Annotated in this window: 11 protein-coding genes; 2 read left to right on the forward strand and 9 right to left on the reverse strand. The window is 34.8% G+C overall.

The window, feature by feature from the left end; genetic code table 11:
• Positions 1–97 precede the first annotated feature (97 nt).
• The 5 genes from HMPREF2864_RS05365 to opp3b are packed head-to-tail and all read right to left on the reverse strand — an operon-like array spanning position 98 to position 5,794.
• The gene (locus HMPREF2864_RS05365; RefSeq protein ID WP_070544904.1) at positions 98–1,750 is read right to left on the reverse strand and encodes a peptide ABC transporter substrate-binding protein; all 1,653 of its coding nucleotides are present in this window, start codon (positions 1,748–1,750) and stop codon (positions 98–100) included.
• Positions 1,751–1,775: 25 nt separating this feature from the next.
• Positions 1,776–2,717 carry an ABC transporter ATP-binding protein gene (locus tag HMPREF2864_RS05370; protein ID WP_002459519.1) on the reverse strand — a complete coding sequence of 314 codons (942 nt, stop codon included), beginning with the start codon at positions 2,715–2,717 and terminating at the stop codon, positions 1,776–1,778.
• Positions 2,707–3,789 carry an ABC transporter ATP-binding protein gene (locus HMPREF2864_RS05375; RefSeq protein ID WP_070544905.1) on the reverse strand — a complete coding sequence of 361 codons (1,083 nt, stop codon included), beginning with the start codon at positions 3,787–3,789 and terminating at the stop codon, positions 2,707–2,709. The genes HMPREF2864_RS05370 and HMPREF2864_RS05375 overlap by 11 nt, the downstream gene beginning before the upstream one ends.
• Before the next feature lie 14 nt (positions 3,790–3,803).
• Complete coding sequence (gene opp3C / locus HMPREF2864_RS05380) at positions 3,804–4,868, reverse strand: oligopeptide ABC transporter permease (RefSeq protein ID WP_002459521.1); 1,065 nt, start codon at positions 4,866–4,868, stop codon at positions 3,804–3,806.
• Positions 4,865–5,794, reverse strand: coding sequence for an oligopeptide ABC transporter permease (opp3b, locus tag HMPREF2864_RS05385; protein WP_002459522.1), 930 nt, complete (start codon positions 5,792–5,794; stop codon positions 4,865–4,867). The genes opp3C and opp3b overlap by 4 nt, the downstream gene beginning before the upstream one ends.
• 234 nt (positions 5,795–6,028) lie before the next feature.
• Here opp3b and HMPREF2864_RS05390 point away from each other — a divergent pair, with 234 nt between their 5' ends.
• Positions 6,029–6,403: a DUF3899 domain-containing protein gene (locus HMPREF2864_RS05390; protein WP_002459523.1), complete on the forward strand. Its 375-nt coding sequence runs from the start codon at positions 6,029–6,031 to the stop codon at positions 6,401–6,403.
• A 50-nt stretch (positions 6,404–6,453) separates the two neighbouring features.
• Here the strand turns inward: HMPREF2864_RS05390 and fabF are convergent, their stop codons facing one another.
• Together fabF and HMPREF2864_RS05400 are read right to left on the reverse strand one after the other, a co-directional pair.
• On the reverse strand, positions 6,454–7,698 hold the full coding sequence (fabF, locus tag HMPREF2864_RS05395) for a beta-ketoacyl-ACP synthase II (RefSeq protein WP_070544906.1): 1,245 nt from the start codon (positions 7,696–7,698) through the stop codon (positions 6,454–6,456).
• Positions 7,699–7,711: 13 nt separating this feature from the next.
• Complete coding sequence (locus HMPREF2864_RS05400) at positions 7,712–8,653, reverse strand: beta-ketoacyl-ACP synthase III (protein WP_002459525.1); 942 nt, start codon at positions 8,651–8,653, stop codon at positions 7,712–7,714.
• 237 nt (positions 8,654–8,890) lie between these two features.
• Between HMPREF2864_RS05400 and HMPREF2864_RS05405 the strand changes: the two genes are divergently transcribed.
• Positions 8,891–9,085: a YjzD family protein gene (locus tag HMPREF2864_RS05405; protein ID WP_070544907.1), complete on the forward strand. Its 195-nt coding sequence runs from the start codon at positions 8,891–8,893 to the stop codon at positions 9,083–9,085.
• 153 nt (positions 9,086–9,238) lie between these two features.
• On the opposite strand, the gene clpB is transcribed toward HMPREF2864_RS05405, so the two are convergent.
• Complete coding sequence (gene clpB / locus HMPREF2864_RS05410; protein ID WP_070544908.1) at positions 9,239–11,848, reverse strand: ATP-dependent chaperone ClpB; 2,610 nt, start codon at positions 11,846–11,848, stop codon at positions 9,239–9,241.
• A 228-nt stretch (positions 11,849–12,076) separates the two neighbouring features.
• Entirely contained in the window at positions 12,077–12,385 is a 309-nt protein-coding gene (locus HMPREF2864_RS05415; RefSeq protein ID WP_002459529.1) for a metal-sulfur cluster assembly factor, read from the reverse strand.
• Between the last annotated feature and the right edge of the window lie 55 nt (positions 12,386–12,440).

The raw sequence follows: 12,440 nt of genomic DNA on the forward strand, positions 1-12,440 counted from the left end.
AATTTAGTCGTTATGACTATTCTCGCCTTTTTCATATTAATTTCACAACTTTTCCTAGTAGAACTTCAATTTATAGGTAATGGTAGGTAAATATTATTTATTTCTTCTTACCTGTTTCTCTATCAATCGATTTATCAATATATACATGTTTTAATGAATAGTTTGGGCCAACTTTGTGGAAGTAAAAGTTTTTCACTTGAGGATTCATCAAGTGTGCTTCTCCTTTTTGATATATTGGTGCTACTGGCGCATCATCTAACAATAATTCTTCTGCTTGCTTCATTGCTTGATATCTTTCATTTGTTTTCTGCAATAAATCACCTTTAGCCGATTTTATCAAACTATCATATTTTTTATTACCCCAGTCTGTATTGTTTTGTGCGTTTCCTGTCGTCATAATTTCTAAATATGCGGTTGGATCGGGATAATCTGCAGACCAACCACCTAATGATGCTTGGAAATTCTCAGTTAATTCTAAATTTACTCTTTGTTTAAATGGCAATTGTTTTATTTTTAGTGTTACACCTGGCAAGTTTTTTTCAACTTGTGATTTTATATATTCAGCTGCTATTTTAGCATCTGGTGTATCCTCTGTGTTCATTGAAAAAGCAATTTGATTTTTTCCTAATTCTTTTTTAGCTTTATCCCAATGTGACTTAGCAGATTTTGGATTATATTTTAATTCTGAATTTATAGTACTTGCAAAATCTTTATTGTTTGGGGATTTTGCAACGCCTTTAGCAGTAAAAGTATTAGCAGGTGTAGAACCGTTGTTTTTAACTGAATCTACAAAGCCTTGTTTATTAATAGATTGTGCGATAGCCAACCTTAAATTTTTATTTTTAAAAGCTGGAAATTCTTTTTCATTCATTTTAATAAAAAAGGTGCCTGAAGTTAAACGATATTTTAAACCACTTGATTTTTTATATTTATTAACTTGATCAGCAGTAATCGTTGTATCATCTATTGAACCCGTATCGTATAAGGAAGCACCAGCCTGTTGATCCTTAAGTACTTTATAATTTACTTTATCTAGTTTAACCTTATCTCTATCCCAATATTTATCATTTTTTGACAACATTATTTTATCTTCTGGTTTCCATTGATCAACTTTAAAAGGTCCGTTATAAACTGCTTTGTTAGCTTTTGTTCCATAACTTTCACCATATTTTTTGGCAATTTTTTCATTTTGTGGATCGAATGTGTTTAAAGCTAATAATTGGTTAATATATGGAATTGGTTTTTCTAAATCTATCTTTAAAGTATGACTATCTAAAGCTTTAATCCCTAAGTCTTTAACTGGCTTTTTTCCTGTATTAATCTGTGATGCATTTTTGATATCATTCATAATATACGCAAATTCTGACCCTGTTTTAGGATTAACTACCTTTCTCCAAGCATAAACAAAATCTTGCGCCGTGACAGGATCTCCATTTGACCATTTCGCATCTTTTTTCAACTTAACTGTCAATGTCTTTCCGCCGTTTGATTTTTTAGGAAAATCTTGGGCTACCCCTAATTCTGCTTTGTCTCCACGTCCAAGTACATATAATCCTTCAAAGGCTTGCGCTGTAACTTCAAATGATATTTCTTCTGTAATTAATCCTGTATCTAGTGAAGACATATCTTGAGTTAAAACTTTTCTAAACACATTTCCTTTGTCGGAATATAAACTTTCTTTATTGCCACACCCAGTAAGTGCAGTGCTTGTAACTAAGAAAAATGCAAGTATCGACATCAACTTTTTCATGTTCTTATTCCCCCTTCCCCTAAATTTAAGTATGACTAACCATTGACTGTGTCTTGAGCTGTTCTGCTTCTTCATTTGTCACAAAAACATAATGTTCTGGCCGTATTTCCATTAATGTTCTATCATTATCAAGGTTATCATCAGCGATATAAGCAACACGTTCTCTTGTTCTTTCACTTTCCGGATCAGGTTGAGGAACAGCTGAAAGTAAAGATTTTGTGTAATCGTGTAGTGGATGATGATATATCTCTTCAGAAGGTCCTAATTCAACTATTTTCCCAAAATACATGACAGCAATACGATCTGAAATATATTTAACCATCGATAAATCATGTGCAATAAATAAGAATGTAATACCTCGTTCTTGTTGTAACTTCAGCATTAAATTTACGACTTGTGCTTGAATAGATACGTCCAGTGCTGATATTGGTTCATCGGCAATAATAAATTCTGGTTCTACTGCTAATGCACGAGCAATGCCGATACGTTGGCGTTGACCACCAGAGAATTCATGTGGATATCTGTTCGCATGTTCTTTACTTAACCCTACCGTTTCAAGCAAATCATAGACACGTTTCTTGCGATCACGTTTATTTACTGCCATTTTATGAATATCTATGCCTTCTGCTACGATATCCATAACTTTTAAACGTGGGTTTAATGATGCATATGGATCTTGAAAAATCATTTGAATTTTCTTATTGAATCGTAGTGAGTCTTTCCTATTTTTTATTTTTTGAATATCTACGCCATCATACATAATTTCACCACTGGTAATTTCATTTAATTTAATAATTGCTTTTCCAGTCGTTGATTTACCACAACCTGATTCTCCAACAAGCCCTAATGTCTCACCCTTATAAATATTAAATGAAATATCTTCTATGGCTCTTACTTCATTTCGTTTACCCTCATTGAAATATTGTTTAAGGTGTTTAACTTCTAGTAAAATATCTTTATTTTTCATTAAACGACACCCTTTCTACTTTTAGTGGCTTGTCGTAATTATTAGGCATGTTATGAGCCCTTTTCTGAACCATTTCTGGTGGTTCAACTTTAGGCGCGCGCTCATCTAACAACCACGATTTCACAAAATGCGTAGGAGAAATTTTAAACCATGGTGGTTCGGCTTTGAAATCAACATCTAATGCATATTGACTACGACGCGCAAACGCATCGCCTTGTGGTGGATTTAATAAGTCGGGTGGAGTGCCTGGAATTGCAACCAATGGTGTATCATTTTTAGTATCTAAATCTGGCATTGATGACAACAACCCCCATGTATAAGGATGTTTAGGATCATAAAATATTTCATCCACATCCCCAGTTTCAATCATTTGACCACCATACATCACGGCAACTCTATCAGCAATATTCGCTACAACACCTAAATCATGAGTAATAAATATAATTGACGTATTAATTTTCTGTTGTAACTTTTTCATTAAATCTAAAATTTGAGCCTGCATTGTTACGTCTAAAGCCGTTGTTGGTTCGTCGGCAATTAATACTTTAGGCTCACATGCTAAAGCGGTAGCTATAACAATTCTTTGTCGTTGTCCACCTGAAAATTGATGAGGATATGCTTTAAATCTTTTTTCTGCATTTGGTAATCCAACTAAATTGAGTATTTCTAGCGCGCGTTTCTTTGCCTGCGATTTACTAAAATGCTTATGCTTAATTAGTGGTTCCATGACTTGTTTGCCTATTTGCATTGTAGGGTTCAGTGATGTCATTGGATCTTGAAAGATCATCGAAATATCTTTACCTCGTAATTTTATCAACTCATTTTCTGACTTTTGTGCTAAATCTTCCCCTAAGAAAATAATTTCGCCCTGTTTAATTCTTCCGGCATCCCCTTGGAACAATTTCGTAATTGCTTTTGTAGTCACAGATTTTCCAGAACCTGATTCACCTACGATGGCTAAAGTTTCGCCCTTATTCAAATAGAAATCTACACCTCTAACGGCTTGCACTTCCCCAGCGATAATATCAAAGGAAACATGCAAATCATTCACTTCTAATACTCTTTCTGACATCTCATATGCCTCCTTTATTTACGCATTTTAGGATCAAATGCATCACGTAATCCATCGCTGAATAAATAGAAGAATAAAATCAATAAACTTAGTACTGTGGCTGGTATGAATAATTCATGTGGATGTATGAGCAACATCGCACGACCATCATTGACTAGTGAACCTAGTGACGTTTGTGGGGCAGGCACTCCAATTCCTATAAAGCTTAAAAATGCTTCAAAGAAAATAGCACTAGGAACTGTAAACATTGATGTAACAACAATAGCTCCTAATGTATTAGGCAAAATATGTTTGAATATTAAGTTGAATTTTGAAGCACCAAGTGTTCTTGAAGCCATCACAAATTCTTGATTTTTTAATTTTAAAAATTCTCCTCGCACAACCCTACTCATGCCTAGCCATCCTGTAATCGACATTGCTAAAATAATCGTCCAAATAGAAGGCTCAAAAATCAATACAAACAAAATAACTACGATTAAATTAGGAATAGAAGCAACAATTTCAAGAATACGTTGCATAACATTATCTACTCTACCGCCAAAAAATCCCGAAATGGCACCATATACAACGCCTATGAAAATATCTAAAATAGCAGCGACAATCCCAATAAACAAGGAAATTTGGGCACCCTTCCATGTACGGGTCCATAAATCACGACCGAGTTGGTCTGTACCAAACCAAAAGTTTTCGTTCACTTTTGCCTTATCATATGCATTTGACCCGTCAGAACCTGTGCCATCAAATGGTAAAAAAGATACTTTATCTAACACTGGAATTTTAGCTGGTAGATTACGGCGATTAACATCTTGTTCCGCATAATCATGATGACTTAACATCGGTCCAATAAACGCAAGTATAACAATGAGAATCAGCCCAATCATTCCTACAATCGCAAGTTTATTACGCTTAAGCTGTGCCCATGCATCTTGCCAAAAATTCTTACTCTCGCGTTGCATTTCTGGTTCTTTGTTCAAGTCGATGTCACGCATAACAAAATCAGTGGCCATAATACCTTCTGACGTATGCGTCATAGCAGCATTAGATTGATCATCAAGTGACTTGTCTATATTTTGTGTCATTGTTTTTTACCCCCTTGAACACGAATTCGTGGGTCTATCATTCCATATAAAATATCCACAATAAATATTGATACTATAAATAGTGTACTAAATAGAATAGTAGTGGCCATAATAACTGAGAAATCATTTGTAGTTATAGATCTAACAAATTGATCCCCTAATCCAGGTACCCCAAAAATATTTTCTATTGTAAGTGTGCCAGTTAAAATCCCAGCTAACATTGGCACAATAATCGTGATAATCGGTATTAAAGCATTGCGTAATGCATGTCCGAAAAGCACACGCATAGATGAATTACCTTTTGCTCGCGCTAACAATATGTAATCTGAGCTTAATACTTCAATCATTTCTGCTCTAATATAGCGCGCTACTGTTGCCATCACACTCGCAGATAATGCAAGAGACGGTAATACGGCTGTTGAAAATCCTTCCCAGCCTGCAACTGGAAACCACCGCAATCTAACTGCAAAAACGTATTGAAGTAATACAGCCAGCACAAAAGAAGGAACTGATACTGCAATAACAGAAATAACTGTTGTTGTGTAATCAACCCATGTATTTTGCTTTGTTGCTGCGGCTACACCTAAAATAAGACCTAACAGTACACCAATAATCATAGCTGTTATCCCCATTTCCATGGATGGAATTAATCGTGGCCCTATTAAATCCCATACAGGCTGATTATGATATTGAAATGAATAGCCAAAATCGCCAGTAACAACATTTTTTAAATAATGTAAATATTGCACCGCTACTGGATCATTCAAACCATATTTTTCATTTAAAATCGCCTTCTGTTCAGCATTTAATTTAGCATCATTAAATGGTGAACCCGGCATTAATTTCATTAAGAAAAAGGTAATCGTGATAATAATAAAGAGCGAAATAAACATATACATTAATCGTTTTAATACATACTTTGACATCTAATCCCCCCTAATTAATTGTCGAAATTAACATTCCCTTCAAAATATTCAGAAATATTTAATAACATTATATATACTTTTTTCATATAATTGCAATATAGTTTCACAATTTATTAAGAAAATCTTTTAACTGGTAACTTTAAATAACGTTAGCTTTTCTAAATATGGATTATGTATTTATCTTTGTGAATAAGTGCGGTAAACTGATATAACATACGAAAGCGGAGTGAAAAGATGAAACAAAAATACACTTTTGGAATGGGACTATTACTTATTCCTTTAATTTCATTCATTGTCTGGTTATGTCGTCAGCACACACTAATCAATTATTTAAATAATTTATTCATCATTGCTACCATATGTTTTATCACGCTATTTCTTCTCTTAATCATTCAAGAAGGCATTTTTGATGCAACAAGTTTTGGATTTAGAAGACTAAAATACCAATTATCTTCGAAGAAAAAGCGTACAATGATTGAAGATGATGAATTTTTCAATCCACAGCACGTAAAAAAAGAAGACTACCCAATATTTGATTGGCTCGTCCCTCTGTTAATCATTTCCCTTATTTATATTATTATTTCAATCATTATATCGTTATTACTATAAAAAGCTTTCTTGCTATTATCTCATAACAAGAAAGCTTTTTATTTTAATTTTTATGCTTCGAATTTTTTAAATACAAGTACAGCATTATGGCCACCAAATCCAAGGCTATTACTCATAGCATGCGTAATTTCTAAATCTTGTGCTTCATTTGGTACAAAATCTAAATCACATTCAGGGTCAGGTGTCATTGCATGAATTGTTGGTGCAACTATAGAGTCTCTAATAGACAACGCTGAGAATATTGCCTCAATGCCACCCGTAGCACCTAATAAGTGTCCAGTCATTGACTTAGTTGAACTTACTTTCAAGTTGTTCACAGCGTCACCAAAGGTATTTTTAATTGCCTGAACTTCAAACAAATCACCTACTGGCGTACTTGTACCATGTGCATTTAAATATTGAACATCTTTTGCTTCGATACCTGCATCATCTAATGCAGCTTGCATTGCTCTTGAACCGCCTTCACCTTGAGGTGCTGGCGCAGTAATATGATAAGCATCGCCAGTTGTTCCGTAACCTACAATTTCTGCATAAATATTTGCGCCACGCGCTTGTGCAGATTCTAATGATTCAATAAACAGAATGCCTGCACCTTCACCCATGACAAAACCATCGCGCCCTTCTTGGAAAGGTCGGCAAGCAGTCTCTCTGTCATTATTTGTTGATAATGCACGGCTAGCGCTAAATCCTGCAATTGCCATGTCAGTTATTGGCGCTTCTGTACCACCAGTAATCATTGCATCTGCATCACCACGTTGGATAATTTTGAATGCTTCACCAATTGAGTTTGTACCTGTAGCACATGCGGTCACTGTTGAACCGTTAGGGCCTTTTGCACCAGTATCAATCGAAACTTGTCCAGTAGCCATATCCGGAATTAGCATCGGTACGAAAAATGGGCTTACACGTCTAGGACCTTTTTCTAATAATTGATTATGCGCATATTCAAACGTTTCCATACCACCGATACCCGAACCAATCCATACGCCAATACGCGCCGCATTATCATCGTTAATTTCATATTGTGCATCTTCCAATGCTTGACGTGCTGCTACAACTGCATATTGGGTGAAGCGATCCATTCGACGCGCTTCTTTGCGATCTAAGTAGTCTTCTATATTAAAATCTTTTAATTCTCCAGCCAATTTCACGTTATACGGGTCGGTATTAATTCGAGTAATTTCATCGATACCGTTTACCCCTTTAAGTGCATTATTCCAAGAAGTATGTGCATCATTACCAATTGGAGATAGTGCACCTATACCAGTGATGACCACTCTATTTTTCTCACTCATACATTATTTCCTCCTATTTTCCCCATTTGATAACCATAGCGCCCCAAGTTAGACCGCCACCGAAACCAACTAATACTAATGTATCATCGTCTTTAATTCTGCCATTTTCTAATTCTTGATTAATACTAAGAGGTATGGAAGCTGCGGAAGTATTACCAAATCGATTAACAGATACACTCATTTTGTCTTTATCGAGACCTAGACGTTCTCGTGCTGATTCCATAATTCTAATATTTGCTTGGTGTGGCACAAACATATCAATATCTTCAGATTTTAATCCTGCTTTTTCAACCACACGTTTTGACGCTTCACCCATAATTCTAACCGCAAACTTAAATACTTCACGACCATTCATTACTAATTTACCATTTTCTTGGTTTAGGTATAAGTATTTTCCACCGCTACCATCTGAACCCATTTCATAACTGATAATGCCTCTACCTTCAGAAACTTCACCAATAACGGCAGCACCGGCACCATCTCCAAATAATACAGCTGTTGAACGATCTGTTAAGTCAGTAATTTTTGATAGCTTATCAGCACCTACAACTAAGATATTATGATAATCTCCTGATTGTATATATTGTTTTGCGGTAATCATTGAATACATAAAACCAGAACAAGCAGCTAATTGATCCATAGTTGGTATTTTACCTGTTTCTAGTTTGTCTTGCAGTATATTTGCTACAGATGGAAAAGGCATATCCCCCGTAGCTGTAGCTACGATAATCATATCTATATCTGACGGTTCTAAACCTGCATCTGCAATAGCTTTTTTACTTGCTTCATATGCTAGATCAGATGTGTCTTGATCTTCTCTAGCCCAACGTCTTTCTTTAATACCTGTCATTTTAGAAATCCATTCATCTGATGTTTCTAAGAATTGCTCAAAATAGGCATTGTCGATTACTTTTTCAGGATAGTATGTCCCAAAACCTTTGATACCCACGTTCATGGATGACACCCTCTTACTTCATTTTTTAATACCAGGTATTAATTTAACATTTGTCTCTATTAAACTCAAGCAGATACCTTTTAAATCATTCAAAATGCGATTATTGCTATCACGTTATATCGAAAATTACATCATTTTATTCAAAAAATGCAACGGTATCATATGATTGTCACTATACAAATAATCAATGATAGACTACAATAGTATTATATATTAAGAGTGGAGGTAAAAACATTCATGAGACACCTCGTAACATTTATTTGGTCTTTAATTTTATTACAAATGGTTAATTTTGTATTGAATAGTTTAAATGGTGGTGGTACGCTAAATTTCATTACACCAGTAATTATTGCAGTTATTTTCACTTTATTTGTAATTCTTATTAGCTCTATGAATGAAGCACCACGTGAAGTAGAACATTCAAAAAAATAATACCGTTATATCTCAATTGTCGACAAGGTTCTGGACTTTGTCGTTTTTTTATACATTATTATTTAAAACTAGCAAATCATCTAATTAAATCTATAATAAAAAAGTCGAGGAAGTGACTTAATTTTCACTTTCTCGGCTTTAATATTTAACTCTTTATTTATCTGTTGGTCGTTGAACATCGAATGTTAATTCTTGTTGGTCATTGATATCAACGTACACGTTTGTACCTTCCGGCATGTGTTCTTTAATCATCATACGTGCTAAAGGTGTTTCAATTTGCCGTTGGACAAATCGTTTTAATGGTCTAGCACCAAACTGTGGCTCGTATGCTTCTTCTCCTAACCATTGTTTAGCCGCATCTGATACTTCGATTGAAATGCGTTGATCCATTAAGCGAATGTTTAATTGCGTCATGATTTTATCAACAATCATACTCATATCACTAACTGATAATGGTTTAAATAATACAATATCATCCATTCTGTTTAAAATCTCTGGTTTAAAGAAAGCATGCAAGCTATCCATAACCGCTTTTTCAGTTTCTTCAGTAATGCTACCTGTGTCTTTTACATTTTCAAGAAGAATTTGGGAACCAATATTACTAGTCATGATAATAATTGTATTTTTAAAATCTACGCTACGTCCTTTAGAATCAGTTAACCGACCTTCATCTAAGATTTGCAATAACACATTAAAGACGTCACTATGCGCTTTTTCAACTTCATCTAATAAAATAACTGAATAAGGATTACGTCTAACCGCTTCTGTTAATTGTCCACCTTCATCATGTCCTACATAGCCTGGAGGGGCACCAATCAATCTAGATACAGCATGTTTCTCCATATACTCACTCATATCAATACGAATCATATGTTTTTCTGAGTCGAATAATGATGCTGCTAGTGATTTAGCTAATTCTGTTTTACCAACACCAGTAGGTCCTAAGAAAAGGAAACTACCAATTGGTCTATTAGGATCTTTAATACCTGCACGTGCTCTTACAACAGCATCTGATACCAAATCAACAGCTTTATCTTGACCTACAACACGTTCATGCAAGATATCACTTAAACTTAATAATTTTTCTCTTTCTGTTTCTACTAATTTAGATACCGGTATACCTGTCCATTGACTTACTATATCGCCAATTTCTTCATCAGACACAACCTCGCGAATCATGCGCTCGCTATCGCCTTGTTCGTCTTGGAAAGCATCTTCAAATTCTTGTAATTCTTTTTCTAGTTGTGGTATTTTACCGTATTGTAATTCGGCAGCTTTTTCAAGATTACCTTCAGTTTGTGCATCTTCTAAAGCTTGACGACTACGATCTAATTCGGCACGTTTTTCTTGCACTTTGGCAATTTTTTCTTTTTCTTGTTCAACACGTGATTGTAATGACGCTTGTTTTTCTTTTTCATTTGATAATTCTTCTTGTAATTCTTCCAATCGCTGTTTACTTGCGTTATCAGATTCGTTTTTTAAGGCACTTTCTTCAATTTCTAACTGCATAACACGGCGATTCACTTGATCTAATTCAGTCGGATTTGATCCCATCTCTGTGCGAATTGTTGCACATGCTTGGTCGACTAAATCTATAGCTTTATCTGGTAAGAAACGATCTGTAATATAACGGTCAGACAATTCCGCTGCAGCTACAAGTGCACGGTCTTGGATTCTAACACCATGATAAACTTCATAACGTTCTTTCAAACCACGTAAAATAGAAATTGTGTCCTCTACGTCTGGTTCGCTCACGCCTACTTTTTGGAAACGACGTTCTAATGCTGAGTCTTTCTCAATATATTCTCTATATTCATTTAAGGTTGTAGCACCAATACAGTGTAATTCGCCTCGAGCTAGCATTGGTTTCAACATGTTACCAGCATCCATGGCGCCATCTGTTTTTCCAGCTCCAACAAGCATATGAATCTCATCAATAAATAATATGATACGTCCATCTGAATCTTTTACTTCTTTTAATACAGCTTTAAGACGTTCTTCAAATTCACCACGATATTTTGCCCCTGCAACTAATGCGCTTAAGTCTAACTCAAAAATCGTTTTATCTAACAAAGATTCAGGTACATCTTTTTTGACTATTCGTTGGGCAAGACCTTCTACAATAGCAGTTTTACCTACCCCTGGTTCACCAATTAATACCGGATTGTTTTTAGTTTTACGACTTAAAATTCGAATTGTATTACGAATTTCTTCATCTCTACCAATAACAGGATCCATTTTACCTTGACGAACTTCTTCTACAAGGTCACGACCATATTTTTCTAATGCTTCATAATTTACTTCAGGATTTTGAGAAGTCACGTGATTTCCCCCTCTAATTTTTTTTATTATTTCTTTAATGACAACTTGTTTATTCTCTATTGTTTGTTGCATGATTGTATCTATATCCATAGCGGCTCTGAGTACATGTTCCATAGAGATATAGTCATCTTCGTATGCTTTCATATAATGTTCAGATTTAGTCATTAATTCATTGGCTTTTGCACTAATATATTGACCATATTGTATATTGTCACCTTGTACACTTGGATAGCTTTGTAACTTTTCAGCATAATCTGCTTCAAGCTTATCAACATCGATATTTGCACGTTCTAAGATGCTTTTGATTAAACTGTCCGGTTGTTCTAATGCGCCTTTTAAAATGGCTTCTATTTCAATATTTTGTAATTCATGTGTTTTACTTAATTCAACAGCACGTTGTAACGCACCTTGAAGTGCGTGTGTCATTTGGTTAATGTCCAATTATTTCACCCCTACATTATCAGAGTTGGCCAAATTTTGACTTTGACTTTCTTTGACCTTAACTATATTATAGTCGCTCTTTTGCCTTTACGCAACTATTACACTCAACTTTTTGGTTTTAATTTTTGCTTGTAGCGTTTGATATCAGTTTTACTAGTATTTAAAGAAAAAGAACACTAACTTCATAACATCAAGAAATTAGTGTTCTTTATTTAATTTATATCTCAATTAACCCACACCAAGGGCAATCTTGGCATAGCGAGACATCATGTCTTTATTCCATGGTGGATTCCATACAATATTAACTTCAGTATCTTGGATTTCTGGAATTTCTGCTAACACGGTTTTAATTTGATCAATAATCTGTGGCCCTAAAGGACACCCCATCGATGTTAAAGTCATTTCAACTGTACATAATCCTTCTTCATCTACATCTACTTTATATACTAAACCTAAATTCACGATATCAATACCTAATTCAGGGTCGATTACCATTTCAAGAGCACCTAGGATACTATCTTTTAAAGCTTCTTCCACGAGTATCACCTCTCAATATTTGTCTGTATACTAATATATCAAATATCCGACAAAA

This window comes from Staphylococcus sp. HMSC059F04, from assembly GCF_001812565.1.
Classification (GTDB): domain Bacteria; phylum Bacillota; class Bacilli; order Staphylococcales; family Staphylococcaceae; genus Staphylococcus; species Staphylococcus lugdunensis.

Coding starts and splice junctions, on each gene's coding strand:
- HMPREF2864_RS05365 (WP_070544904.1), bottom strand. CDS start 1,750: ATGAAAAAGTTGATGTCGATACTTGCATTTTTCTTAGTTACAAGCACT.
- HMPREF2864_RS05370 (WP_002459519.1), bottom strand. CDS start 2,717: ATGAAAAATAAAGATATTTTACTAGAAGTTAAACACCTTAAACAATAT.
- HMPREF2864_RS05375 (WP_070544905.1), bottom strand. CDS start 3,789: ATGTCAGAAAGAGTATTAGAAGTGAATGATTTGCATGTTTCCTTTGAT.
- opp3C (WP_002459521.1), bottom strand. CDS start 4,868: ATGACACAAAATATAGACAAGTCACTTGATGATCAATCTAATGCTGCT.
- opp3b (WP_002459522.1), bottom strand. CDS start 5,794: ATGTCAAAGTATGTATTAAAACGATTAATGTATATGTTTATTTCGCTC.
- HMPREF2864_RS05390 (WP_002459523.1), top strand. CDS start 6,029: ATGAAACAAAAATACACTTTTGGAATGGGACTATTACTTATTCCTTTA.
- fabF (WP_070544906.1), bottom strand. CDS start 7,698: ATGAGTGAGAAAAATAGAGTGGTCATCACTGGTATAGGTGCACTATCT.
- HMPREF2864_RS05400 (WP_002459525.1), bottom strand. CDS start 8,653: ATGAACGTGGGTATCAAAGGTTTTGGGACATACTATCCTGAAAAAGTA.
- HMPREF2864_RS05405 (WP_070544907.1), top strand. CDS start 8,891: ATGAGACACCTCGTAACATTTATTTGGTCTTTAATTTTATTACAAATG.